General features: G+C 35.1%; 38 protein-coding genes. 7 read left to right on the forward strand and 31 right to left on the reverse strand.

Translation table 11 applies throughout. The features are described 5' to 3' along the window. The first annotated feature begins 385 nt into the window (after positions 1-385). Entirely contained in the window at positions 386-916 is a 531-nt protein-coding gene (locus BAQ46_RS17795) for a GNAT family N-acetyltransferase (protein ID WP_071742300.1), read from the forward strand. A 72-nt stretch (positions 917-988) separates the two neighbouring features. Here BAQ46_RS17795 and BAQ46_RS17800 read toward each other — a convergent pair whose 3' ends face one another. The 19 genes from BAQ46_RS17800 to BAQ46_RS17890 all read right to left on the reverse strand — a co-directional run bounded on the left by BAQ46_RS17800 (position 989) and on the right by BAQ46_RS17890 (position 11,077). Next, complete coding sequence (locus tag BAQ46_RS17800; RefSeq protein ID WP_071742302.1) at positions 989-1,717, reverse strand: sigma-70 family RNA polymerase sigma factor; 729 nt, start codon at positions 1,715-1,717, stop codon at positions 989-991. Then, positions 1,710-2,111 (reverse strand): hypothetical protein, encoded by a 402-nt coding sequence (locus BAQ46_RS17805; protein ID WP_071742303.1) that lies wholly within the window; start codon positions 2,109-2,111, stop codon positions 1,710-1,712. The genes BAQ46_RS17800 and BAQ46_RS17805 overlap by 8 nt, the downstream gene beginning before the upstream one ends. Before the next feature lie 9 nt (positions 2,112-2,120). Next, on the reverse strand, positions 2,121-3,065 hold the full coding sequence (locus BAQ46_RS17810) for a zinc-finger domain-containing protein (RefSeq protein ID WP_116777246.1): 945 nt from the start codon (positions 3,063-3,065) through the stop codon (positions 2,121-2,123). Positions 3,066-3,083: 18 nt separating this feature from the next. Continuing rightward, positions 3,084-3,815 (reverse strand): 2-methylcitrate dehydratase, encoded by a 732-nt coding sequence (locus tag BAQ46_RS17815; protein WP_071742305.1) that lies wholly within the window; start codon positions 3,813-3,815, stop codon positions 3,084-3,086. Positions 3,816-3,829: 14 nt separating this feature from the next. Then, positions 3,830-4,246, reverse strand: a complete 417-nt coding sequence (locus BAQ46_RS17820) for a DUF1064 domain-containing protein (RefSeq protein ID WP_071742307.1) — start codon at positions 4,244-4,246, stop codon at positions 3,830-3,832. Then, a complete protein-coding gene (locus BAQ46_RS17825) occupies positions 4,243-4,758 on the reverse strand; it encodes a dUTP diphosphatase (RefSeq protein WP_071742309.1) in 516 nt (171 codons plus the stop codon). The genes BAQ46_RS17820 and BAQ46_RS17825 overlap by 4 nt, the downstream gene beginning before the upstream one ends. Positions 4,759-4,853: 95 nt before the next feature. Beyond that, the gene (locus tag BAQ46_RS17830; protein WP_071742311.1) at positions 4,854-5,051 is read right to left on the reverse strand and encodes a hypothetical protein; all 198 of its coding nucleotides are present in this window, start codon (positions 5,049-5,051) and stop codon (positions 4,854-4,856) included. After that, entirely contained in the window at positions 5,048-5,494 is a 447-nt protein-coding gene (locus BAQ46_RS17835; RefSeq protein WP_071742313.1) for an MFS transporter, read from the reverse strand. Before BAQ46_RS17835 ends, BAQ46_RS17830 begins: the two co-directional genes overlap by 4 nt. A 15-nt stretch (positions 5,495-5,509) precedes the next feature. Then, positions 5,510-6,016 carry a YpiB family protein gene (locus BAQ46_RS17840; protein ID WP_071742315.1) on the reverse strand — a complete coding sequence of 169 codons (507 nt, stop codon included), beginning with the start codon at positions 6,014-6,016 and terminating at the stop codon, positions 5,510-5,512. Beyond that, entirely contained in the window at positions 5,997-6,185 is a 189-nt protein-coding gene (locus BAQ46_RS17845) for a hypothetical protein (protein ID WP_071742317.1), read from the reverse strand. The genes BAQ46_RS17840 and BAQ46_RS17845 overlap by 20 nt, the downstream gene beginning before the upstream one ends. Before the next feature lie 5 nt (positions 6,186-6,190). Beyond that, positions 6,191-7,000 carry an ATP-binding protein gene (locus BAQ46_RS17850; RefSeq protein ID WP_249024558.1) on the reverse strand — a complete coding sequence of 270 codons (810 nt, stop codon included), beginning with the start codon at positions 6,998-7,000 and terminating at the stop codon, positions 6,191-6,193. After that, a complete protein-coding gene (locus BAQ46_RS17855; protein WP_071742321.1) occupies positions 6,954-7,811 on the reverse strand; it encodes a DnaD domain-containing protein in 858 nt (285 codons plus the stop codon). The genes BAQ46_RS17850 and BAQ46_RS17855 overlap by 47 nt, the downstream gene beginning before the upstream one ends. Before the next feature lie 170 nt (positions 7,812-7,981). Further along, positions 7,982-8,788 carry a recombination protein RecT gene (gene recT, locus BAQ46_RS17865; protein ID WP_071742324.1) on the reverse strand — a complete coding sequence of 269 codons (807 nt, stop codon included), beginning with the start codon at positions 8,786-8,788 and terminating at the stop codon, positions 7,982-7,984. A gap of 15 nt (positions 8,789-8,803) precedes the next feature. Beyond that, positions 8,804-9,739, reverse strand: a complete 936-nt coding sequence (locus tag BAQ46_RS17870; RefSeq protein WP_071742326.1) for a YqaJ viral recombinase family nuclease — start codon at positions 9,737-9,739, stop codon at positions 8,804-8,806. Positions 9,740-9,817: 78 nt separating this feature from the next. After that, the gene (locus BAQ46_RS17875) at positions 9,818-10,033 is read right to left on the reverse strand and encodes a YqaI family protein (RefSeq protein ID WP_071742327.1); all 216 of its coding nucleotides are present in this window, start codon (positions 10,031-10,033) and stop codon (positions 9,818-9,820) included. Then, positions 10,034-10,354: a hypothetical protein gene (locus tag BAQ46_RS17880; RefSeq protein WP_084638341.1), complete on the reverse strand. Its 321-nt coding sequence runs from the start codon at positions 10,352-10,354 to the stop codon at positions 10,034-10,036. Then, complete coding sequence (locus tag BAQ46_RS30430) at positions 10,351-10,518, reverse strand: hypothetical protein (RefSeq protein ID WP_161491000.1); 168 nt, start codon at positions 10,516-10,518, stop codon at positions 10,351-10,353. Before BAQ46_RS30430 ends, BAQ46_RS17880 begins: the two co-directional genes overlap by 4 nt. 10 nt (positions 10,519-10,528) lie before the next feature. Beyond that, the gene (locus tag BAQ46_RS17885; protein ID WP_071742329.1) at positions 10,529-10,798 is read right to left on the reverse strand and encodes a helix-turn-helix domain-containing protein; all 270 of its coding nucleotides are present in this window, start codon (positions 10,796-10,798) and stop codon (positions 10,529-10,531) included. 69 nt (positions 10,799-10,867) lie between these two features. Then, positions 10,868-11,077 (reverse strand): helix-turn-helix transcriptional regulator, encoded by a 210-nt coding sequence (locus BAQ46_RS17890; RefSeq protein ID WP_071742331.1) that lies wholly within the window; start codon positions 11,075-11,077, stop codon positions 10,868-10,870. Between the two features lie 243 nt (positions 11,078-11,320). On the opposite strand from BAQ46_RS17890, the gene BAQ46_RS17895 reads away from it, so the two are divergent. After that, positions 11,321-11,689: a helix-turn-helix domain-containing protein gene (locus BAQ46_RS17895; protein WP_071742333.1), complete on the forward strand. Its 369-nt coding sequence runs from the start codon at positions 11,321-11,323 to the stop codon at positions 11,687-11,689. Between the two features lie 15 nt (positions 11,690-11,704). On the opposite strand, the gene BAQ46_RS31405 is transcribed toward BAQ46_RS17895, so the two are convergent. The 3 genes from BAQ46_RS31405 to BAQ46_RS17900 form a co-directional block, all read right to left on the reverse strand. Next, positions 11,705-11,833: a hypothetical protein gene (locus BAQ46_RS31405; RefSeq protein WP_255288311.1), complete on the reverse strand. Its 129-nt coding sequence runs from the start codon at positions 11,831-11,833 to the stop codon at positions 11,705-11,707. A gap of 118 nt (positions 11,834-11,951) precedes the next feature. Beyond that, on the reverse strand, positions 11,952-12,101 hold the full coding sequence (locus BAQ46_RS30735; protein WP_084638342.1) for a hypothetical protein: 150 nt from the start codon (positions 12,099-12,101) through the stop codon (positions 11,952-11,954). 12 nt (positions 12,102-12,113) lie between these two features. Then, complete coding sequence (locus BAQ46_RS17900; protein WP_071742335.1) at positions 12,114-13,211, reverse strand: AimR family lysis-lysogeny pheromone receptor; 1,098 nt, start codon at positions 13,209-13,211, stop codon at positions 12,114-12,116. Positions 13,212-13,583: 372 nt separating this feature from the next. Between BAQ46_RS17900 and BAQ46_RS17905 the strand changes: the two genes are divergently transcribed. Beyond that, positions 13,584-13,952, forward strand: a complete 369-nt coding sequence (locus tag BAQ46_RS17905) for a helix-turn-helix domain-containing protein (RefSeq protein ID WP_071742337.1) — start codon at positions 13,584-13,586, stop codon at positions 13,950-13,952. Between the two features lie 231 nt (positions 13,953-14,183). Here the strand turns inward: BAQ46_RS17905 and BAQ46_RS31410 are convergent, their stop codons facing one another. Continuing rightward, complete coding sequence (locus BAQ46_RS31410) at positions 14,184-14,309, reverse strand: hypothetical protein (RefSeq protein WP_270702537.1); 126 nt, start codon at positions 14,307-14,309, stop codon at positions 14,184-14,186. Between the two features lie 28 nt (positions 14,310-14,337). Then, positions 14,338-15,357 (reverse strand): restriction endonuclease, encoded by a 1,020-nt coding sequence (locus BAQ46_RS17910; RefSeq protein WP_071742339.1) that lies wholly within the window; start codon positions 15,355-15,357, stop codon positions 14,338-14,340. Between the two features lie 204 nt (positions 15,358-15,561). Here BAQ46_RS17910 and BAQ46_RS17915 point away from each other — a divergent pair, with 204 nt between their 5' ends. From BAQ46_RS17915 to BAQ46_RS17925, 3 genes are all read left to right on the forward strand, one after another. After that, positions 15,562-16,680, forward strand: coding sequence for a site-specific integrase (locus tag BAQ46_RS17915; RefSeq protein WP_071742341.1), 1,119 nt, complete (start codon positions 15,562-15,564; stop codon positions 16,678-16,680). 79 nt (positions 16,681-16,759) lie between these two features. Next, entirely contained in the window at positions 16,760-17,074 is a 315-nt protein-coding gene (locus BAQ46_RS17920) for a thioredoxin family protein (RefSeq protein WP_071742343.1), read from the forward strand. A gap of 289 nt (positions 17,075-17,363) precedes the next feature. After that, entirely contained in the window at positions 17,364-18,245 is an 882-nt protein-coding gene (locus BAQ46_RS17925) for a cation diffusion facilitator family transporter (RefSeq protein ID WP_071742345.1), read from the forward strand. Here the strand turns inward: BAQ46_RS17925 and BAQ46_RS17930 are convergent. The 5 genes from BAQ46_RS17930 to BAQ46_RS17950 all read right to left on the reverse strand — a co-directional run bounded on the left by BAQ46_RS17930 (position 18,235) and on the right by BAQ46_RS17950 (position 20,978). Beyond that, on the reverse strand, positions 18,235-18,870 hold the full coding sequence (locus tag BAQ46_RS17930) for a phosphatase PAP2 family protein (protein WP_000833368.1): 636 nt from the start codon (positions 18,868-18,870) through the stop codon (positions 18,235-18,237). The two genes, BAQ46_RS17925 and BAQ46_RS17930, sit on opposite strands and share 11 nt — an antisense overlap. 77 nt (positions 18,871-18,947) lie before the next feature. Beyond that, a complete protein-coding gene (locus tag BAQ46_RS17935; protein ID WP_071742347.1) occupies positions 18,948-19,703 on the reverse strand; it encodes a sporulation protein in 756 nt (251 codons plus the stop codon). Next, positions 19,685-20,506 carry a serine/threonine protein kinase gene (locus BAQ46_RS17940; RefSeq protein ID WP_071742349.1) on the reverse strand — a complete coding sequence of 274 codons (822 nt, stop codon included), beginning with the start codon at positions 20,504-20,506 and terminating at the stop codon, positions 19,685-19,687. Before BAQ46_RS17940 ends, BAQ46_RS17935 begins: the two co-directional genes overlap by 19 nt. Further along, on the reverse strand, positions 20,506-20,688 hold the full coding sequence (locus tag BAQ46_RS17945; RefSeq protein ID WP_000473370.1) for a hypothetical protein: 183 nt from the start codon (positions 20,686-20,688) through the stop codon (positions 20,506-20,508). Before BAQ46_RS17945 ends, BAQ46_RS17940 begins: the two co-directional genes overlap by 1 nt. 110 nt (positions 20,689-20,798) lie before the next feature. Then, positions 20,799-20,978, reverse strand: a complete 180-nt coding sequence (locus tag BAQ46_RS17950) for a YozD family protein (RefSeq protein WP_000658451.1) — start codon at positions 20,976-20,978, stop codon at positions 20,799-20,801. A gap of 149 nt (positions 20,979-21,127) precedes the next feature. Here BAQ46_RS17950 and BAQ46_RS30125 point away from each other — a divergent pair, with 149 nt between their 5' ends. Next, on the forward strand, positions 21,128-21,295 hold the full coding sequence (locus tag BAQ46_RS30125) for a DUF3930 family protein (protein WP_000456537.1): 168 nt from the start codon (positions 21,128-21,130) through the stop codon (positions 21,293-21,295). 4 nt (positions 21,296-21,299) lie between these two features. On the opposite strand, the gene BAQ46_RS17960 is transcribed toward BAQ46_RS30125, so the two are convergent. Further along, positions 21,300-21,962, reverse strand: a complete 663-nt coding sequence (locus BAQ46_RS17960; protein ID WP_000101501.1) for a hypothetical protein — start codon at positions 21,960-21,962, stop codon at positions 21,300-21,302. A gap of 190 nt (positions 21,963-22,152) precedes the next feature. Beyond that, positions 22,153-22,368 carry a YozE family protein gene (locus BAQ46_RS17965; RefSeq protein ID WP_000750724.1) on the reverse strand — a complete coding sequence of 72 codons (216 nt, stop codon included), beginning with the start codon at positions 22,366-22,368 and terminating at the stop codon, positions 22,153-22,155. Positions 22,369-22,401 lie beyond the last annotated feature (33 nt).

A 22,401-nucleotide genomic window follows, 5' to 3' on the forward strand; every position in this document is an offset into this window, starting at 1 on the left:
TAACCATTAATTAGGAGTGTTAAAAATGATAGAAACCATAGTAATTTGTCTATATATTATCTTTGGTATAGGCGCAATATTTGGCTTAATTAAAGAATTTCAAAAACCCGAGAAAAAATATTCTATGATTTTATTCGAATTTTTAATTCTAATGGCAGTTACAATCACTTTATATAGAATATTAATCTAAACTACATAACGCATATAATTTGAAGTCCACGGCAGCTAGGGAGTCCTAACTGCCTTTTGCTTTAAAATAACACTTTTGTTCAATTTAGTAATTTTCTGTATAATAAAAGTTAACTAATCCAGAAGGGACTGAATTATGCGCAGATATCAATATTTTTAATCTACCTATCACAACAACATAATGGAGGTAAAAGTATTGATTACAGAACTACACACACAAAGATTGCATTTAAGACAAATGAAAGAATCAGATTCATTAAGCTTATTTAGAATATGGTCTGATCCTGACGTTACAAAATTCATGAATATAAGTAATTTCACTGATGAAAACCAAGCGAAAGATATGATTCATTTCCTCAATGAACTGGCTCAAAATAATAAAGCTATGCGTTTTACTATTATTGAAAAAGAATCTAACCAAATCATCGGTTCATGCGGTTATAATTCCTTAGATTTCGAAAACTCAAAAACAGAAATTGGCTATGATATTTCGAAATCCTTTTGGGGCAAGGGATATGCCCCTGAAGCGATTTCTGCCCTATTAGATTATGCTTTTACACATTTGAAACTAAATCGTGTCGAAGCAAAAGTTGAACCTGAAAATGTGAACTCGATAAAAGTATTACAAAAATTACAATTCACTTTTGAAGGGACTCTAAGAAAAAGCGAAATCTCAGCTGGGAAGCTTATCAATTTAAATATCTATTCGAAATTAATAACAGATTAATTTTAGTCCCTCGGCCTATACGATATCGTAGTATAGGCTTCTTTAATTTTTATACAAAATTCAAATTGGATACTACTTTGCAACCCCTTGCTCTTTCCCAAAAGCTGCAGCTCTCCCCTTGATTCGTTTTAATATGCGACTAATTTGAGTTTGACTAACTCCAACTTTCTTCCCGATAATTTCTTGCGACATATGATTTGAATACATATCCCATACAATCATTTCTCGATCTGGTAATGTCTGAACAAAAGAACCAACTATTATTGCATGTTCAACTTTCTCATTCTCATTCGTTGAGCGTTCATCAATTAGCATCTGTTCAAGTGTTAAATCGGTATCACCACTCCCTGTTGAAAATGCTAATTCATTTATAGAACTTGGAATTTGTTGATATTGCAAAGCTTCTTCTACAGCCTCAACAGATACGCCTAATTGTTGACTAATGACCTCTGGTTTTTCTTCTGTTAATTTTTTTCTAATGATTTTACTTTTCAAGTGGAATATCTCACTTGTTACCTTAACTTTTTGATTATTTATAATTGCTTTGGTAGTTTCTCCATGCATTTTAGGAATTGCTAAAGTGGAAAACTCACACCCATATGCAGGGTTAAAGTCTCTTCTTGCTTTAAGCAACCCAATCATGCCACTTTGAATTAAATCCTCTGCATCTAAACCAGTAGTAGTTTTTATCGATTCTAAAACTGCTCCGTACTTTCTCCATACAAACTTGTAAACTAGCTTTTTATATTTTTTTACAAATTCATCATCCGACATGGCTTTTATATCAACTACTTCAGGCATTCGCTCCACCCCTTTTGATTTCTCTCATATCAGTTGGCCCTTTCCATTTCCCTTCACTTTCCCACTTCTTTTTAAGCTTTCCAACATAGGTAAAGCTACGATCATACATAATGCTGATTTCCTTATCTGGAATTCCCTTTTGATTTAACCCTCTTACGATTTCAGGCGTTAATCCCACTGGAATTCTCTTTCTTGGTCCACCATTCTTTTTAGGCTGTGTATCCAGGTATCTGCCCAACTGACGTAATGTTTCGCCAGTCGGACATACTTTACACTCATTAACACTAAAGCTTTCATTGCATGAGCGATTATAATAACAACGTCTGCATTTCTGCTCGATAATATCGCCAATTTGGTATGTGATTTGAGTTCTTTCTTCTTTTGTCAGTTTCATACCGCTCACCTATAAGACTGCCTTGAGCGCAATTCCGAGCGCTTGTGATCTACCTTGTAACTCAAGTCGATGCTCACGTTCTTTCGCGGCCGTTTCTTCTGCAGCGCGCACATTGATATGCATTTTTCGTAGATCATGTTCCAATTCATGATTCTTTTCAGTAATTGCATTAAATTCATTTAGTAACGTGTTGTAATCCTCATCACGAGACTGTAGCTGATCTTGCATGAGTTTGAGTGCATCTTCCGCTTCCAGTCGAGCTTGCGTTTCTGCAATGAAATCTTTTGCTAGTTTTTCTTTTAGCTCTTTCAACCCCTCATACATTTTTGATACTTCGCTTAACTCTTTTTGAAGTGCATCTTTTTCATCAAGGATTGTATTTAATTGTCCTTTCCAGGAAGCATCTAACGTTTCTGCTTTTTCGATATGATTAGCTACTACAGAATTTAATTTTGGTGGTTCAGATTTCGTTTTTTCGTTGTTTTGATGTCGTGGTGATGGTTTTGTATTCTGAGGTATATTTGATGCACCTACGCGTTTATTAGGTGCTCCTTTTTCTTCCCGTCTTTTAGAAATGTGATGATACAAAGTCTTTTCATTTACCCCCAAGTGTTCAGCGATATTTCCCCAAGTCCATTTCTTTTTATCTGCCTTACGTAACTTTTCAGCTGTTGTACAAATATGATCCCAGTTTTTTTGTTCAGCCATGTGTTCCGTTCTCCCCTCAAGTAGACTTTCGCCTAACTTTTTTAGTCTTTGACCAATCTCACAATTCTTTTGACACCAACCCACTAATTTAGATGAATTCGTAAATACTGCTGGATATTTCGTACAACCCTCACAATGATTCTCTTGCATATTTATAATGTCGATTCGGACCTGACTCTTCTCCGCTTTATTCAACCCATCACCCCATATGAGATTGAAAGGCAGGTAGTATAACGAATTTGTCATACTACCAACCTACTTTTATTAGTCTTCTAATTTTTCATCAAATGGCTTTTCCTCATCAGTTCCTTCAGATTCCTCAGAAGATTGCAAATCTTGTTCTTGCACCTGTTCTTCTTCCGATACAACAGGTTCTTCTGTCTCTGTTTCTTCCTTCGGTTTCTCTTCTGCCTTTGGCTGTTCAACTACATCAGGTTGATTTTCTTTCCACTCGTACCACTTAATCGCTAATGGAGCGACACGCTTACGGTACTCATCAATCACTTCAATAATTTGGCCTGATGACATATTAAGTTCATTCGCAAGCTTCAAGTAAGACTCACCTTCAAGACGGCGTTTCACGATTTCAGGCATCTTATTTGGCATTCCGTCAAAGCTTGGTGCTAAACCACTTGTAATGAACTCGTCAACAATTTCACGATCCGCTTGTTCTTTCTCTTCACGAGTTTGAATCTTTTCTTCAGGGATATCAAAATCAGCTTCTAACTGTTCGAATGATGGTTTTACTTCTTGCACAATCCCTTTCTCATCAACTTCATACTGCGTTACAGGCTCGTTTGTTTTCGTGTTAATTGTTACGTTAAAGCTAACTTGCATAGACTCCAATGCAATTAAAACTTTTGTATCTATCAAATCAGATAAAGCATCTAATTTCCCTTTTAACGATGAATCCGATACCTCTAACACAATTTCTTTCTTACCATCTGCTTTTAGATTTACTTTCTTTAAAGTTGGTTTAAATTCGATATATGACATATAATTCGCTCCCTTTATTTAGCCTTTTTTATTTTTTTCTCTTCACGTTTTAACTTGTCGTACTCATCCAATGTGATAAATCCGCCATACTTGATAACATGCTTTAAAAGAATGAGTTGTAAGTGTGGATATTTATACTCAAACAGTTTTCGCTTTACCGCGAACGTTTCCGTTACCATTCCCTTTATATCAACGACTTCCACATCACCATTTGGCAAATAAACCATGAAGTCTGCACTATATGTAATTGCTTGATATTTTTTGCCGTTCTTTATAAACGCTGGTTGTAAAGTGAATCTCGGTTGTAATTCAAGATTTAAAATTTCACCTGCAGCTTTGCGAACTTTTAAACCCGTGTAATAATCCGATTCTGCCTTACTATCAAAAACATGGCCATCTATTTTAACTTTCTTATTATTGTACTTACTCAATATCCATCATCCTGACGTTGATGATTTACTTTGTTCTTTTCCAGGTATGCTTGCTCTATATCTTCATGAGTAAAGCCCAGGTGCTTTGTTCCTAATTCCATAAACAAGTTAAAAATTATTTCAACGTCATCCGCTAATTGCAATTTACTGTCTGGATAATTGTGTGCTGTATCCCACATTTCTCCTACGTAATAAAACAGCTTATTAAATGTATTGACAATCATTTTTTCTGTTTCATCTTCGCAACGAAATTCTATTGTGATATCCAACTGATTACTGATACTTAAAATAAAATGTAATCCATCCACAAACTCTGTCAGAATGGTTTCTCTTTCACTTGATCCTTTATTACTCCAATGTTTAAAACAACGTGTTTCATTTGCTAATTCAGCAATTTCTACTTGTAAAGCCAGGATTAAATTACAAACTAAGTTTTGACCTTCCAGACCATGCTGTTTAATAATCCGATTATCAAGTATCCTTTGTAGTCCACGTAATTTTGCGATGTTCATTATTTTCTTTCCCCTTTCGTTTCGCTGATCAGTAAAGTGATTTCGTAAACGCCATTTTGAAAGTCTGTCATTCCATCCATCCCCTTTAACATTTATTAGCTAATCCCACGAGCAGCAACAATATCAAGTGCCTGTTCTTGCGTGAATCCTTCCTTTACCAACGCATCAAATCTCGCTTTATATAATTTTGCAAGCTCGCCGTGATACTTAATTTGTAGAGGTAATTGATTTTTAAAATCGTCCAGTATCATTTCGAATTCAATATTGGACAATTTGCCGTTTGGCTCATTCATATCGCATACTCTCCCTTCTGGTAACTTCGAACCACATTACCCTCGTCATCGTAGTAAGCAATTTCCCAAAAAGGATGGCAATTGTGCTTCTCAATTTCTCCATCGAACAAAACGAACAGATTAGTTTTCCAGTTCCCAACGATCGTACCCCACATGCCAGCTACGTTTACTCGCATACCCATGTAAGCAAAGTGTAGGTTGCGATAGTTTTGCATTTTCTTAAATGCCTGTTCTGCACTGTACATCCTCTTGATGTCAAAAACACCTTCGTTCTCGCACTTTACAAACTTCATGAATTCAACCATTGGCATTGTTAGAAATCTTGTTCTAAACTTTTGCCAATACAAGAATCTTGCCTTTCCTTCGGTTTCCGCTACTACATATTCTTCATTCGGCCAATGTTCGAAAATGGTGGTTAATTTATATTTGTAAAGGACAGCCATCCCTTCATCTCCCCCTTAATTTGCAATCAATTTACGGAACAATTCTTCATTTCTTGTGTCTAATGCATGATCAATGAGTTGTGCTTTAGCGAGTTTCTCTAAATCATTAACTACCTGGGCTAATTCCAAGCGTTCGGTAAAAGGTAGCTCTGTTTCATCAGATGTTTCACCTTCCAATATCTCAATGAATTGAGGGTGCTTATATTTATCAGCAAAGTTTAATTCAATAAAGATATCTTCATCACGGTTATGTCGGATATGTTGAAATGCTTTATCTGGATCAGTACCCACTAAACCATTCCGGTAGAAAACAAAAGGCTTCGTTTCCACACATGTTGTTGAAATGAATATAGCTCTTGAATAATTTCCTCTTGCATTTTCAACGAAATGAACTTGCTGCAATAACTGATCGTGGCTCATTAAGTAATTTAAAGTCCATACACTTTCACGCCACTTACATTGAAAATTGTTCAAAAACCACTTAACAAACTCACGCTTTTTCTCAACCGACACGCTGCCCATGCAGTAACCCCCTTTTCCATCCTTCAAATTTTTTTATCCAAGCATCCCAATGTTCTTGGTATGAAGCTTCCTGCTGCTTTGCTACCTCACAATTACACCCTTCAATCGTTATCATCCCTGGATAAATTTCTTTATGAACTACACCAGTGTTACTGCATGTCATGCACATTTTCTTCACTCCTTCTCACGATAATCATCGCCTTCTACAGCGATTAAATAATGTTTACTCATGCCGAACAAACGGCTCTTTGCTGCATAACCAATCTTTTCAGGTAATGTTTCATCATCTTCATTCGAGCTGTATAAAATCGGTAAATTATGTCGATACCGATAATCAATAATTTGATAGTAGAGGTTCTCCTTCGCTTCTGACCATTTTGACTTCCCTAAGTCATCCCAGATGAGGACCTCTACTTGTTTTGCGTGGTTTAACAATCGGTTAAATTCTTTCTTATCATCATTCATCATCTTGGCTGCAATGAGATCATCCATGAAAGTTCCGTCTGATATAAGCAGTACGCTATGCCCTCGTTTCATGAGATACTTTGCTGCAGCTACTTGAAGATGTGTTTTACCAAGTCCGAAACTGTTATGTTCTCTTTTGGCTTGCGCTCGCTTTGCTGGCTCTAATTGCTTAATTCGTAACTCTCCAAATGTTGCGATGAATCCCAGGCTATTTTGTTTTGTTTCCTTAATTTCATTAAAGTTCTGTAGGTATTTACCCATTGTGCTATACAAAAGCTTTTGTTCTTCTGTTTCTCTTTTGTACGAATCAAAACGAGCATCTGTAAATTCTTCTGGAATCATCGCGTTTTTCAATCTGCGTTCCATTACTCGTTGCGCTTTGCACTCACAATCTTTTTGCATAGATACTCGCATACCAAACTGATTTACTTCTTCGTAAAAAACTACTTCTGAATCCTGACACTTTACACATCTATACTCGTTTAATGAAGCTTGGCATGTTGCGTTCTCGGCTTGTATTTTCTTCCTCATAGCTTCTGCCCGTACTAAAACCTTTGCCAACGCGTCCCCTACGTGTTGCATTTTCTACACCACCTCTTTGATTTTTATAATCCTCATCAAGCTTGATTACATCTGCCAATGTTTTCACGTTGCTTTTTTGCCAGTTAAATAAAATACCGCTAATGTATTTCCATCGCTTTGCGTTCTGATCCACTGCTCTATCGACAGCTTCCATAATGATTTGACTTCCTAATACATCACTGAACTCTCCAAGATCCTGCATTGCCGTTTCACTTAATGGAATGTTGTTCTGTAAAAGGTAGTTGTAACTTTTTTGAAATTCTTCATCTATTAAAGGATGCTTATCTACATCATCATTAGTTAGATTAGTACTTGGTATATCAGTACTTAGTAAATCATTAGTATTTAGTAGTTGGCCTTTTTCCACCGAGTGGTTTTCCATACGGGTGGTTTTCCAGTCACTGGTTTTACCACTAGGTGGTTTTTCCATAGGGTGGTTTTCCTTATCTATGGTTGGCACTTCATAAACAGCAGTTTCCCAATGTGATATTTTTCCTGTCTCTGGATCTTGAACTGGATAACGTTTCAAATATCCTGCAGCCTTTAATTCTTTGAGAGTACTTGTGGTTATTTTTTCGCTATCTTTGGCATGTTGACTTAGCTCTGTTGCATGAAAAGTCCAATCATCTGGCAAAGATAGCATGTATGCTAATAATCCTTTTGCTCGCCAACTCAGATTTTCATCACGTAAAGGCGTGTTGTGTATCACCGAGTAATTTGTATCCTTCTTAACTCGAAAGATGCCCATCTTATGACCCCCTTGTGCAAATCGCGATGTAACACTCATTTTCCTTAATGACTTTCTCTATCCGATAACCTGGATAACCAGTTTGTATATAACGTGCAATCGACTGTTTCAAATCATCTTTTGATTGTGCCCTCTCCCACAATTTGCGAGAGAGTAGCACCTTTGACTTGTTATTCACCTTCAATCACGAATTCTGCTTGTCCATTCACTTCAGCTGATTGATCAACTTCAATCGGATCAGCTTCAATGAATTCTGGTTCCTCTGTGATATCCTTGCGTACCACTTCGTCATGCTGCGCTTGTGACTGCACTTCAATGCTAATTGGTAAGTATTTAAACATGTAACGAACCACTGTTTTCTTTGCCATTTCCTCATAATCTGTTTTCCACGGGCTATAATTAGAATTGGCTGAAGCTGAACGCCCTCTACGTTTTTCAATTTCACTCTTTGTCATAAATTCCATTTGATGCCCACCATCTTTAAAATGTGCGACTGCATACGCTCCAATAAATTCACCACGATCACCAAATGACGGTTTGTGCTTCAGTTGTGGGTGTAAACCTAGCTCGTATTCAAACTCATCATTTTCATACACCGCATGTGCATAAATGCTTTGAATGTGGCCAGAACGTCTTGCTAAATCAATCATGCCTTTATATCCGATAATGAAAGTAGCTTCACTCTTATACGGTAAGATGTAGCAATGACCCAGCAATCCAGGCTCAAGTCCTAATTGTACGGCTTGCATAACAGCTCCCATAAGCGATGGTACTTTGCATTCAAGTAGCTTTGGATTTGTTCGAATCGTTGTTAAAGCAATTCGGCTCATACGATCCATGCTCATGTGCTTTGGTAACACTTCCGCAAAACGTGGAGCCATTTTCTTCATATACGCTTCTACTGTTTGTTCAGGTGTTACTGGTGCGCTTGCCTTACGATTTGCTAATTGATTTTTTACATCTTTGTTAGTTGCCATTATTTATTTCCTCCCTTATTTAACCGTGAATTTTCTTGAAATAGATTCTTTAACATATTGCTCATACAAATCAGGGTGATCTACTTTAAATCGCTTGCTATCAAAACGATTTGTAATGTATGACTTCCAAAAAACTTTGTAGTTCTCAGTTCCACCAGCTTCACTTGTACCAAGCTTTGCTTTGATTTTGTTTTCGTACTCTGCCTTTTGCTCTTGCAGCACTTTAATCTCTCTATCCACTTGATCACGAGCTTCAATGAGAAGTTCTTCTTGCTTGCCTAAACTTACAAAGCTATCTGTAATGGATTCTGGATACAAATGTTTAAGTAATTCTGTTGATGCATCCGAACCGTCAAACATCGGTGGCTCGTTCTTCTCAACGTTGTTGAGCCAAAAGTCTTTTTCAATATCGATAAGGTACTGTATCAATTCCTCATCGCGTTCGATTTTTTTATGAACAAACTTGTTACCACCAATCAAAACCGCAATCCACCATGCTTCATAGCCAGTTACAGCCATATAATGTTGACACTGTAAGAGATAAGCTGCTGGAACTTCTTCATCTTCCCACTCTTTTTTTAAATATTCCGATGCTGTTTTGCATTCAAGACCAATTTTCTCACCAACAATCAAGCGGTCTACATTCGCTAACATCCACGGATATTCAGGATGCTGAAGAATTGCGTTTCTACGTTGAACTTTTAAATCTGTACGTTTTGCAAATTCTTTTGCAACTACTTCTTCCAAAACGTTACCGAAGTATGCCGCTTCACTTTGTATATCCTCTTTTTCAATCGCTTGTGTTTTTTCAAGGAACACTTGAACCGCTGATTTCCATTTATTTAAACCTGCAATTGCAGAAACATCTGAGCCACCAATACCTTGTGTACGTGCTTGCAACCACTGATTGTGGTCCATGTTGAGTGTATTTACCAATACTTTTGCTTGCATGTTCTATTCACTCGCTTTCTGTGATATACTAGCTCTAACTTATCTTTTTAAAGGGAACCCATGCCTGTGGGTTCTTTTTTATTCCCCTGCGGTTTTCTTCTCAAATCCAAGCTGTGTAATCATGTAATCCATAATGTTATTTCTTAAAACCACTTCACCATCTGGTGCTATCAAAAATTCATCACCTGGTAGAATTTCATTTCCTAATGCATCCTCGATTGGATGGTCAATCATTTGATCTTGTGGATCAGCTTTACCGTAACCGTTGTGCATCGACATTGGATTTTCTAGCATCTAACTCACCCCCTCGCAAAGAGTTATGTAATGCGCTCTTTCTACCAAATCAGCGTTAATCCCCTGACTTTTTAATCGCTTAATCACCTTTAGAATGTTTTTACGATCTCTTTCACGTTCTACATCGTGCTTCTCTTTCGCTCGATACAGTGCTGCAAGTTCTCTTCTTGCCAGGCGTGCTTCCTTTACCCACTCACGTAATAACTTTTCATCATGTGTTCTTAGTGCTTCAATTTGCTTCTGTTCGCAATGTTTTAAAAATGAATCTAAAGTTTGTTTCTTTTGTAAGTCCTTTTGTAGAACTGGTGCTGTAATGCTCATATTCTTTTCACCTTCCTTAATTGCTGATTTTCTTGCTTCAGTTGTTCGTTCTCGTTGATTAGCTTTTCGAATGTATCAAATAGCGCTACGCCACCCATGAATGACACGATAACCACCGCTGTAACTAAAAGGCTGAATGTACTTTCAACCAACATAGCTTCCACTAAATCCCTCCTAAACGATTTTTTCAGCTTGCTTTTCCATCCACTCATAAAATTTATGAGTAATGATCATCCATCGTTTCCCTTCTCTAAATGCTGGGAATCCGTCTGTTTTAACAATTTCATACATTCTGTTCTTTCCGACTCCTAGAATCTCCATCGCTTCTTCTAAAGTAAGTACGGGTTTGTGATTAACAACTTGCGACTGTTGACTTTGAAGAAGTTCCATTAATGGCTGAATTGCTTTTGTTACCGCTTGTTGAATTTGTTCTTCAATGGTCATTTTGTTTTGCTCCCTTCGAAATTTATGTTAAATGTGTATTCTTTGTACTCTCCTACATAAAGTTTGAGATTATTGGACTTCATTTCCTAAAAAAAGAATAAAAACATCTTCCTCTAATACTTGAGCCAACTGTAATGCATCACCTAATGTAGGGGTCGCATAACCTGTTTCCCAATTACTTATTACGGTTTTCTTTTTGTTTATCTGCGCTCCTAATGCTTCCTGAGTTAATTTTTTACGTTTGCGAGCATTGATTAAATTATGACGTTTCTTTCCCACGATGACACCTCCTAAAATCCAACTTTCTTGGACTTCTTGTGTTTATTATATATCCAATAATTTTGGATTGTCAACAATATTATTTGAGTTTTTTGTACTTTTATTCATAAATATAAAAACTAAAACAAAACCATTGAAAAAACTAATGCAAAAGTACTATAAACAAAGTACAATTTAATTGTACTTTTATTTAGTAAATTATTTCCGACTACTTTGGTGAATATATATTAACGGGGTGATTTTGTGACTATTTTGGGACAGAGGATAAAAGAAACTAGAAAGAAACGTGGCTTAACTCAAGATGGATTAGCATTAAAAATTAAAGAAAAAATGAATGCAGACGTTAAAATGAATAAAACTACTATTTCTAATTATGAGACTGGTTATAGTTCTCCTTCTAATGAACTTCTAGTTGTAATTTCAGATGTTTTGAATGTATCGGCTGATTTCTTATTAGGAAGATCTGACGATCCAGAGTTAAATGCTGTTCAGTATACTGAATTAAGAAAAGAATTCAATGAACTTATTGATGTGTTAGAAAAAATGCCAAAAGAAAAGCAAAATATGTTATTGGATATGATGAAGGCTGCTGTGGGCCCTAATAAAAAATGATTGTCAGCATTTGGGCTAACAATCATTTTTTTCTTTTCTAACTATACTTTTAATAGTCTCCACTTCCTTTTTCTTTTCTTCATCATTCGTTAAAACTTCCAACTTTAACATTTCCCATAATGTACTCTCTACCATACGCTCCACTCTTCTTCCCCCATCACCCTAAATTATTCAAAAATGCCAAAATGCAGAAAATGAATAACTCCTTAAACGTACGAAATGCCATCGCATCCTTAGATGCAATGGCATTTAAAATTATTTATTATCCTAAAGTTCCTGGGTCCATTTTCATTATTTGTACTTCTTTTACTTTTTCAGCGGCTTTATTATCTTTAGTTGATACCGAACCAACAGATAACACTGATAATGCAAGTGTACATGCAATAACTAAACTAGCTACTATTTTTTTCATACTCATTGTCCCTCACTTTAAGATATCAAAGATTTTTATGTAAAATAAATTGCCGTCTTTTAAGAATCGATGATATGCTTTCCTACGCAATTCCTCATCATTTGTCGCTATCGATAGATAAAAATCTTGAATTGCAGTACGATTAGCAATCTGATGTAATATTGCTGAAGCTTCACTATTCTTATTCTGACGTATATACTTTAACGCCCTTTCAGCGTCATGATGTATATATTCTGATTTTACAGGAATATTATGAATAATACAACAAAAAGAGCTAGTATTTTCCACTAATTTTCTTTTAAGTAATGATTTGTTATTTTTTATTTTCTTCAATTCTATAAGTGAAAGCTCAAAATAATACAATGCTTTATCAGGATCACAGAAAATGTAACTTTCAGCAAATATGCTTAATGCTGTAGCTTTTAATAAACGCGGAACTCCTTCTTCGTCTAAAACTTTTTGCAATAAATCTCTAGCCATATTCACTTCATCTTGCATTAAATATGCATATGAACATATTATGTTTAACTCTACCTCATTTAACGTTTTTTCTAAACCTTTTGGCATATCATTAATTTTTTCTTGTATCATCCCTTGTAATACTGTTAAAACATTGTATGCTCCTAAATCAAAATAACCATAAATACTTAAGGTATTCACTAGTATGTTTACCCCTGGCTTATTTAAATTGACCTTTGTACGTAACACTTCTATTTCTTTAAGGAATTCCCCTGATCTTAAAGAATGAGTTTGTCTATCTAAGCAAACACGAAAAATCTCTCTATAATTATTTGTTACTGATTGTTTATACTCTTTTCCAACAAGAATACTAAGTAGTTCTGTGTAACCTGCTAAATATAAATAATACATAGCAAGTCTTATATCCGATTCTTTATCGGTACTGTTCAAAAACTCCTGAACTACTTCCATTTTCTTTTCTTCAGAATCAAGTCCACCCAAGATTTTCATAAGTTTTGTAAAAGTCATAGGTACTTTTCCATTCAACGTTTTCCATAAATTCGACTGCGATAAATTTGTTATTTTTGACAATTTTACTGAATTCAAATCTTCACTTGAAACAATACCTGCAAAACCTATTACCTTATTCATACTAAAGCCTCCTTGAACGCGAGACACCTTCCCGAATTTTCTCAATAGAAAAACTGTACCATAGAGGATTTCATTTTAATTATTATGTTATACTTGGGCTGACTCATGGCAAGAGTTTTCCCTATCCACATTAGGGAACAGCATAAGAGTGGCTGCACACTACTTTTGCTGCGCTATGGGTCTTTTTTGTTCATACTTTTACTTTAAAATCAGTTTATCACAAGATTTGGAATTTTTAGTGCAACGATTGTACAACAAGGTTGAGAAATATTTTCTCAACCAATTGATAAGATTTATAACATTTTGTTTATTTTTTGAGTTTATTACAATCAATTATAGTGGATAATGAAGAATTTACCTATAATTTTTTGTATGGATACATTATCTTATTTTGCTACAAATATAAAATTACTACGTGAGGAACGTGGTTTAACACAGCAACAATTAGCGGATAAAATGACCCTATCTCGCAGTCGAGTAAATTCACATGAAAATGCTATATCGGCACCTGACTTTGACACTCTTGTGCAATATGCAAATTTCTTTGATGTGTCTACTGACTTCTTGTTAGGTTTAACTGATGAAAGACGTACTTATGCACCGACGGATCAGATCGGATATTTATATACTTCTTTATCAGATATCTTAACGAATTTAACAGTAGAACAACAAAATGAAATTACGAGAAATTTGATGCGTTATGCCCGTTTCCTCAAAAACGATGTAAAAGACTTCACATAACGTGAGGTCTTTTACTTTTCTTTATTTTACCATAAAACAGAACATTAGTTCTCTTTAATTACAAAAAATTATTGAGAAAGTTTTTTCGTAATACCAAGCACAAATATTACACACCCGTCCCCGGGTCTGTATATCCTGCACCACCACCCGGTCCGACTTCACTGTTCTTTTGAGTGTAGTTCCATCCACCTGGATCTTTTGTGTAACTCTTCATTTTATTAACCCCTTTCCTTATATACCTGTACCTGGATCGAAAGTTATTTTCCAACCTGTACCAGGTTCATCTTTGTAATCCCAGCCACCACCACCTGGATCAGTTACCCTATGACCACCAAAGTACTTCATGAGTACTCCCATGTTTTCCACCTCCTTTTATGTATAAAATCTATTCAGCTAAAAATACACCTGTATATGGAGTCCTCATAACATTAATCCAATTTTTTAATGTCTCTCTATTTGCTTCAGTGATTTGATAATTTCTTGCCGTACATACAGTTTCAGCGCCTGGTGCAAGGGAACTAGTGGTTACAATAAGACCGGATTCAGCCCCATACGCTAACACATCTGCCCAAAGAGATTTTACTACCATTTTTTCAATTTTCGACTTATATCTTTTGCATTGAACTAGAATAGTTGCCGGTCCCGACTTATCATTTTCCTTTAACCAAATACGTGCATCTATTCCATCATCATTTCTTCCCTCACCTATTTCAACATAATATCCTTGTTTCTCAAAAAACTCACATGTTAATGCTTCGAATTTTCGCCAATGAATTTCTCCTATTGAATCAAAATTATGGCTTAAATAATCTATATATCTTTGATCAATAAACTTTCCATGTGGTGTTTCAAGCGATTCACTTTTAAATAGTTCTGTCAGTTCCGCTGTATCTTTCCAATTAACTTTTCTACTTATTCCCCATGGACTTTTGTGTAATCTCAAATTAATAGCTTCTATTATCTCTAGCGCTATATATCTCCCCACTATTCCATATTTCTTTTTAGCGGTCTCTATAAAAATCGTCGGATTAATTTCTTTTTTTTGTAATACCCTTGCGGCTTGAATTGCATTCTGCTGAAATTTTATAAATAATTGCATTAAATCTAAATACATCTTTGCAGTGTCAGGATTATCCCGATACTTCTTAGAAAGTAATATTGTAGGAGATACATGACTAGGAGTTGCAGTATTCCCCACTTCATATAACAAGTGACTAATTAACTCTTCGTATACTTCCGATCTAAATCTTATCATTGCATCGTCTTCTCCAAACCAAAGATCGTAAAATTTATGAGGTATAATTTCTGCAAATTCATCTCGATTCAAACCTAATCCTGATTTAAAACCAATTATTTCACTTGTCCTTCCGATTAATTCGCTTCTATTAGTTATTATTACTCCCATAATCTCTCCTCCCCACTTTATCTAAATCTATTAATATTCTACTATTATTTAACATCTACTGACAATCATATCCTATAACTGAATTTGTTCATATATGGTAAAATGTATCCATCGCTGATATGTCCAACTATGTAATTTTCATAGCAGCAAAATTACAACTAGATTACACAACATGAATCAATTTGAGATGAAGGAGTGTATACAGTGAAGGGACATATTCGAAAAAGAGGAACAAAGTGGTCAATAATTATTGATATCGGGCCTGATCCAGAGACAGGGAAACGAAGACAGAAATGGTTTTCTGGGTACAAAACAAAAAAAGAAGCGCAAGCTGACATGGCTAAAAGAATCGTAGAAATAGAAGAAGGCTCATATATTGAGCCCACAAAAATGAGAGTACGTGAATTTTTCCTTCAATACCTTGAAGCCAGGAAGATAAATTTACGAGAAACCACGTACTACAACTATCGAAAACATATTAACAATCATATTATACCAAAACTCGGAAACATTCCAATGCAAAAATTAAAAGGTGTGGATCTTGAAAAGTTCTATGGTGATTTATCCGAAACTATGAAACCTGTCACAGTTCGTAGCATTCATCAAATCGTACGAACTGCATTATCTTACGCTGTACGCCATGAAATTGTAAAAAAGAATGTTGCTGATGTCATTAGCCCTCCTACTGCCGGTGCTGATGCAAGAACGGTTAATACATGGACCGAAGAAGAAGTTCTTCTTTTTTTAGAGAACGCAAAAGAAAGTCGTTATTATATTGCTTACCTTCTTGCAATTACATGTGGAATGCGTAAAGGTGAAATCTTAGGGCTCCAATGGAAGGATATTGATTTTGAGAGAAGAACTCTATCAGTTAACCGTTCCCTCTCTCATATCACTAAAGAATTTCATGAACCTAAAACATCTTCAGGAAAAAGATTAATTGTTCTGCCTGAAATCACTTTACTAGCTCTTCAAGAACATCTTCAGAAGATAAACGAAGAAAAAGAACGGTGTGGAGATGGATATAATAATTTTGATTTAGTTTGCCCAACCTATAATGGTAACCCCTGCAATTTCAGAAGTTTGACACAGCTCTGGAAAAAGCTTATAAAGAAATGTGGGGTTCCTGATATTCGTTTCCACGATCTACGGCATACCCATGCAACATTAATGTTAAAACAGGGTATTCACCCGAAAATTGTAAGTGAACGATTAGGACATAAAAAAGTAGGTATCACATTGGACACCTACTCACATGTCGTACCAGGCCTACAAGAAAAAGCAGTCGAAGATTTTGCAAACAATCTATTTCAAAAACACTAATGTTTGCAAAATGTTTGCAATTACGGATTTTGCATAAAAATACTAGCTTATCCGTGTGACATTGAGAGGAGCAAAAAACATGAGAGAAATCAAGTCTGACAAGGAATTCAAAGACATCATCGCAAGCGAGGAGCCAGTAGTTGTTAAGTTCTTTACTACATGGTGCCCAGATTGCGTGCGTATGGACAACTTTATCGGAGATGTGATGGAAGAGTTCAATAAGTTTGAATGGTATTCTATTAATAAAGATGAGTTCCCAAATATCGCTGAAGAGTATCAAGTAATGGGTATTCCAAGTTTACTTGTATATCAAAATGGGGAGAAGCTAGGCCACTTACATAGTGCTAACGCAAAAACTGAAGAGCAAGTTACTGAGTTTTTAGAAGCATACTAAGATGAAAACCCTCTGAAAAATATTTTCTAGAGGGTTTTTTATTTTTTCCAAATCAGCTGTCAGAAGTGTACATATTTGTACTCCCTTCTCCTTCCCCGGTTATACATAGATCTAAATCGCTTGCATACCCTAACTTTGCACTTTACAACATATTTTTCCTTCACGAAACTTTGTTATCCACTTCTTAAAAAGCTATAAAACGTCAACAATGTTTGTATAGACCCACACGACTTTCGTTTGATACTCTATTTATAGAAAGAAATTCCTTGTAGAAAGGTGAGTGATTAAAATGGATACTCTTTCTCATAAAGAAGCTGATAAAGGTGCTATTGTCAGCATTTTGGCCTACATATTTTTATCCTCTATGAAAATCATCATCAGTTATATTACCCTCTCTAGCGCATTACGTGCTGACGGTTTAAATAACTTAACCGATATCGGTGCTTCTTTAGCGATATTAATTGGTCTAAAAATCTCTCGGAAACCTCGTGATCCAGATCATCCATATGGGCATTCGCGTGCAGAACAAATTGCATCACTTGTTGCTTCTTTTATTATGGCAACGGTCGGATTAGAAGTTGTTATTAGTGCCATTCAATCTTTTTTAAATCCGAAACAAGCAGCACCTAATGTACTTGCTGCATGGGTAGCTTTATTTTCTGCTGTCGTTATGTACTGTGTGTATTTGTATACGAAAAAGATTGCAGCACGAACAAGAAGTAAATCATTAGAAGCAGCTGCAAAGGATAATTTATCAGATGCCCTCGTAAGTATCGGTACAGTAGTAGGCATTGTCGGTTCACAGTTCCAAATGCCTATTTTAGATCCTATTGCCGCTTTAATTGTCGGTCTTATTATTTGTAAAACTGCATGGGAAATTTTCGTAGAAGCTTCTCATATGTTAACGGATGGAATCGATCCAAATAAGATGGAAGAGTATGCTGATGCAATTGAACATATTGGTGGCGTGGAAAACATCGTAGATATTAGAGCGCGTATGTACGGGAATCAAACGTACGTTGATATTACAATCGAGGTAGATGCTCGTATGGATGTTGGAGAAAGTCATTGTATTACTGACAACATCGAGGCTATGCTTCGGAAAAAGTTTGGCATTTATCATGCGCACATTCATGTTGAGCCAATGGAAAAAGAACCTATTATGACATAGGTTCTTTTTTAATGAACGTTTTATGAAATATAACACATAAAACGAGCCAGCTACCGCCAGCTGCCCATCCTGCTAATATGTCAGATGGATAGTGAACGCCAAGATATATTCGGCTAACTGAAATAGATAATACAACAAAGCTCGCTATAAAAATAATCAACAATTTTTTATGCAATGTAATACGTTCTTCTGTAATCGTGACGTATGCAATAAATCCTAAAAAAGCAGTAGCATTCATCGTATGACCGCTCGGGAAACTATATCCAGTTGCAGTAACAAGCTGCGACACATCAGGTCTTGCTCGCTCGTACCATAGTTTAAGCATACTGTTTAAATAACGAGATCCATAATAATTAATTGTTAGAAGTAATGCACTAAGCAACTTTTTTCTAACGAGAAAATACATTACAAGAATAATGAGTAACGGAAAATATATTCTTTTGGAACCGATAAAAGACACCCAAGTAAAGTAGGCTGTCAAATAATCGTTTCGAAAACTTCGAATAAAATGCGCGACTATATTGTCAAATTTCTCAATACAAGCGGTATGATACGAAAGTGATAATACGACAAAACAAATGAGTAGCGTAAAACTTAACAAGTATAAATGTCGATATCGTTTCACATACATAACCTCACTATGCAAAAAAATGGAGCGGTTGTTTTAGTTTTCCTCTCCATTTCTTTTTTATGCATAGTTTATTAAAAAATATAATTGTTAATTGTTTCTTTCATCATTGGAATATCTTCATTCGTTACTGTAAAGCGCATCACTTTCTCATCAAGATCAAGTGCTTCTGCAAATAAACCTGCTAATCCACGAGATTTTCTGTCTACTTCCATAATAATCTCTAGGCGATCGTAAGCACTTGGTAAAATTAATAATTCTAGTTCATCTAATTTCCCATAATACTGTCCGGAAACAGGAACAAACTCAAATTCTTGTGCAAATGGAACTTGCTTACGTAATCGATACGGTAATTCTTCACATTCTATATGACGCGCTTTAAAACCTAATTGATTCACACTTTCTAACACACTATTTAATAGTGCATTTGGCAACACTTGAATGTAATCACGATCACTTGGATCTATACTACGTTTAATATCAAGGCCTGTGTGAACCCAAACTGTTTTCATTCCAAGAGTAAGCGGTGTTTCAACTGGCATTTTAAATGAAAATGGAATTTCTCTTTTTTCATTCGGCTCAACAGAAAAAGGTTCTGTTAAACGAACTCGCTCTAAATCATATGTTGTTGTTACTTTTTTATCATCTACTTCTCGTACATACGATGTTGATAGCGTTAAGTAAATGCTTTCAATTTGTTGGCTAATGGAACCTCCAGTTATATGAACCTTTCCGTATATCTCTTCACCAACAATATACTCATCTTTTTCAAGAACTGTATCTACTTTTGCATTACCGATACCAACGCTTGCTAAAAACTTTTGAAACATGGATCCTCCATCCTTTCTAAAGCAAAAGCTACATCTTTTTTTAAATCTTGTACATTCTCATAGTACGGCGTTTTTATTTGTAACATACGCATCAGCATTTCACGGTTGTAATTTTCCAAAGTTAATTCGTCATACCATGGTTTTTCATGTTTTTCATTAGATTCATAGCCTGCATATAATAAAAATAATGAGAAATGACCAAGCGCATAAAAATCGCTACGAAAGTGAACTTCTCGCATCAAAGCTTGTTCACCTTCATACGTTGTAGCTCGTTCATCACCCTCACCTTTCAATTTCGCCAATCCAAAATCAATAATACTAATTTGGTTTTCTTTCATTAATATGTTTGGAATGCGTAAATCTCGGTGAATAATACCTTTACTATGAAACACTGATACAATTTCTAATATTTCATATAAAATTTTTAAAACCTCACGTTCTGTATATACATGTCCATCTAAGAAAATATAATCTTCAAAATTTTTACCAGGCATATATTCCATCACAAAAAAGCTTTTTTTCTCCCATACGAAATGATCATATAAACTAGGAATTGCATGATGATTTAATGTTTGTAAAATCATTTTCTCTTGTTCAAATGATTTTCTACCAGACTCATATCTTTGTTTACTTTGTCTTAATTGTTTTAAGACTTTATATCTATTTATTTGTAAATCATTAACGACATATGTAACCCCATAACTACCCATTCCAATTACTGATTCAATTTTATAACGTTCTACAACAATTGTATTTTTTCGCAGTGGTCTATCAAATAAAGCTAGTATACGACGCCATTTCATCAACTACTTGAAAAGAAGCTACGGCTTTTACGTTTTCTTTTATAATGATGATGCCCATAACCAGATGAGCGTCGTTTATAATCGCTACTTGAATAAGAGCGACCTCTATGGCGATAATCACTACTAGAATACGAACGATATTTTTTCTTTCCTAATAAAGAATCAATAATTTTTTTGAACATCCCTTCACCTCTTGAGTAAAATTTTCTTTTAATTATACCAAGTATTGCTGGCTACATTTGTGACAAGTTTGTAAAGAGTAAAAAACGACGAGTTAAGCCCGTCGTTACTTTCACTCATCCTCTTCATCAAACACTTCATCAATCATACATTTCTCTAATAAATACTCGAATGTAATATCTGCGAGATCTTCAATTTCTTCTCGTTTTGGGACGTATCCTCTTTCAATTAGTTGCTCATAAAAAAACTCCGCAATCTCTTCCGTATCAATTACGACTTCAATTTCCTTCATGAGCATCACTCCTTTATTTCTGTTTTATGAAAAAATCTCAAAAATATGTATATGAGATTAGAAAAATAGTTTTTCTTTTTTATAGGTCATATCCTTTGGACAAGGTGCATACGATGGTAGTACAAGCTATCAAAAAGGGGGATATAATTATGGAATATCAATACGAGGTAAAGCAAGAAGTAGGACAAACAAAAGAAGAGTTCATGCATGAAGATCAATGGGCAGACTCTCTTATTAAATGGCTTTTTATTTTTTTAATAATTGTAGGCATACCTTATACTGCATATGTTGTTGTTCAATTCATTCTCTCTTTCTAGTTAACTATTTTTTCTCTGTCAATTTAACTAAATAATTATGAACAACATCCATAACAATTTTGTATTCTTCATCTTTAAATGTATCAAATAACAATTGGTAATCGTTATAAATATCAAGTAATCCATCAATGATTTCTTGACGATTTGTCTTAACACTCACTTTTTTTGAGTTGTTAATTGACTTTAATTTTCCTAAATCTAATTTATTCATACCTGCTTTATCTTGTTTCATTTTCTTCAAAATTGCATTTGCCGTTTGAGCATTGGCAAGTAACGTTAAATCTGACTCATCCGCTTCTAACCATTCACCATCCGTAATTCGTGACAGTTCATATATTGTATCTTCCCATGCATCATTTTTATATCTCCATACTTCTGTACGAAAACCAACAATACGGAAAACATCTTTATCATATCCTGTTACTTGCACGAGATCACCAAATGTGAAATTATAGTTTAATTCAATCCACTCAGTTTCACCTTTTTTCATATCTTGCTCTGTAACGTGCTGCAATGTTTGCTCTACGTAAAATCCATCGTGATTATTGACTTCGTATACGTAAACTCCATCTAAAACCTTCATATTTGTGATTTTACCAACGGTTCCATATAGCGTAATCACGACTATGTCCCCTACGTTATATTTAGGTTGCTTTTTCCTTGCCATCTATATCTCTCCTTTTTTTGACGTCGTGATTTTGATAACAGTATATGCAACCTACATAAAAACGCTTATCACAGAAGCGTATATTCATAAATTTTTTCAATAAAAAATATCACCATATGAAAATTTATTTACAACGTAAAAAAAGCTAGCAAATAGACTAGCTTCATGTCGAAAAAAGTTCATATAGTTTTTATCTATCTTGTATGTATAAATCCCACGCTTCATCAAATATAGACATACTTTCTAGCATTCCACTTAGCTCTAAGTATGAACTAATTTCATCGTAATCTTCAGATTGCTTCGGAAAACTTAAATCATCATACATTGCCTCTGCTAAATTCGATATTTCATTACTAAATAAAGCTGCACGATGCTTCATCATATAGTGGTAAAATGTCTTTTTCAAAAATATTCCCTACCTTTCTAGCTTGGGTACATT

The organism is Bacillus paranthracis, from assembly GCF_001883995.1.
GTDB classification, from domain to species: Bacteria; Bacillota; Bacilli; order Bacillales; family Bacillaceae_G; genus Bacillus_A; species Bacillus_A paranthracis.

Bases quoted from the DNA above. Each gene is read 5' to 3' on its own strand.
- BAQ46_RS17800 (WP_071742302.1), bottom strand. From the start codon at position 1,717: ATGCCTGAAGTAGTTGATATAAAAGCCATGTCGGATGATGAATTTGTA.
- BAQ46_RS17805 (WP_071742303.1), bottom strand. From the start codon at position 2,111: ATGAAACTGACAAAAGAAGAAAGAACTCAAATCACATACCAAATTGGC.
- BAQ46_RS17810 (WP_116777246.1), bottom strand. From the start codon at position 3,065: ATGACAAATTCGTTATACTACCTGCCTTTCAATCTCATATGGGGTGAT.
- BAQ46_RS17815 (WP_071742305.1), bottom strand. From the start codon at position 3,815: ATGTCATATATCGAATTTAAACCAACTTTAAAGAAAGTAAATCTAAAA.
- BAQ46_RS17825 (WP_071742309.1), bottom strand. From the start codon at position 4,758: ATGAACATCGCAAAATTACGTGGACTACAAAGGATACTTGATAATCGG.
- BAQ46_RS17830 (WP_071742311.1), bottom strand. From the start codon at position 5,051: ATGAATGAGCCAAACGGCAAATTGTCCAATATTGAATTCGAAATGATA.
- BAQ46_RS17835 (WP_071742313.1), bottom strand. From the start codon at position 5,494: ATGGCTGTCCTTTACAAATATAAATTAACCACCATTTTCGAACATTGG.
- BAQ46_RS17840 (WP_071742315.1), bottom strand. From the start codon at position 6,016: ATGGGCAGCGTGTCGGTTGAGAAAAAGCGTGAGTTTGTTAAGTGGTTT.
- BAQ46_RS17845 (WP_071742317.1), bottom strand. From the start codon at position 6,185: ATGTGCATGACATGCAGTAACACTGGTGTAGTTCATAAAGAAATTTAT.
- BAQ46_RS17855 (WP_071742321.1), bottom strand. From the start codon at position 7,811: ATGGGCATCTTTCGAGTTAAGAAGGATACAAATTACTCGGTGATACAC.
- recT (WP_071742324.1), bottom strand. From the start codon at position 8,788: ATGGCAACTAACAAAGATGTAAAAAATCAATTAGCAAATCGTAAGGCA.
- BAQ46_RS17870 (WP_071742326.1), bottom strand. From the start codon at position 9,739: ATGCAAGCAAAAGTATTGGTAAATACACTCAACATGGACCACAATCAG.
- BAQ46_RS17875 (WP_071742327.1), bottom strand. From the start codon at position 10,033: ATGCTAGAAAATCCAATGTCGATGCACAACGGTTACGGTAAAGCTGAT.
- BAQ46_RS17880 (WP_084638341.1), bottom strand. From the start codon at position 10,354: ATGAGCATTACAGCACCAGTTCTACAAAAGGACTTACAAAAGAAACAA.
- BAQ46_RS17885 (WP_071742329.1), bottom strand. From the start codon at position 10,798: ATGACCATTGAAGAACAAATTCAACAAGCGGTAACAAAAGCAATTCAG.
- BAQ46_RS30735 (WP_084638342.1), bottom strand. From the start codon at position 12,101: ATGAAAAAAATAGTAGCTAGTTTAGTTATTGCATGTACACTTGCATTA.
- BAQ46_RS17900 (WP_071742335.1), bottom strand. From the start codon at position 13,211: ATGAATAAGGTAATAGGTTTTGCAGGTATTGTTTCAAGTGAAGATTTG.
- BAQ46_RS17905 (WP_071742337.1), top strand. From the start codon at position 13,584: ATGGATACATTATCTTATTTTGCTACAAATATAAAATTACTACGTGAG.
- BAQ46_RS31410 (WP_270702537.1), bottom strand. From the start codon at position 14,309: ATGGGAGTACTCATGAAGTACTTTGGTGGTCATAGGGTAACTGATCCA.
- BAQ46_RS17910 (WP_071742339.1), bottom strand. From the start codon at position 15,357: ATGGGAGTAATAATAACTAATAGAAGCGAATTAATCGGAAGGACAAGT.
- BAQ46_RS17920 (WP_071742343.1), top strand. From the start codon at position 16,760: ATGAGAGAAATCAAGTCTGACAAGGAATTCAAAGACATCATCGCAAGC.
- BAQ46_RS17925 (WP_071742345.1), top strand. From the start codon at position 17,364: ATGGATACTCTTTCTCATAAAGAAGCTGATAAAGGTGCTATTGTCAGC.
- BAQ46_RS17935 (WP_071742347.1), bottom strand. From the start codon at position 19,703: ATGTTTCAAAAGTTTTTAGCAAGCGTTGGTATCGGTAATGCAAAAGTA.
- BAQ46_RS17940 (WP_071742349.1), bottom strand. From the start codon at position 20,506: ATGAAATGGCGTCGTATACTAGCTTTATTTGATAGACCACTGCGAAAA.
- BAQ46_RS17945 (WP_000473370.1), bottom strand. From the start codon at position 20,688: ATGTTCAAAAAAATTATTGATTCTTTATTAGGAAAGAAAAAATATCGT.
- BAQ46_RS17950 (WP_000658451.1), bottom strand. From the start codon at position 20,978: ATGAAGGAAATTGAAGTCGTAATTGATACGGAAGAGATTGCGGAGTTT.
- BAQ46_RS30125 (WP_000456537.1), top strand. From the start codon at position 21,128: ATGGAATATCAATACGAGGTAAAGCAAGAAGTAGGACAAACAAAAGAA.
- BAQ46_RS17960 (WP_000101501.1), bottom strand. From the start codon at position 21,962: ATGGCAAGGAAAAAGCAACCTAAATATAACGTAGGGGACATAGTCGTG.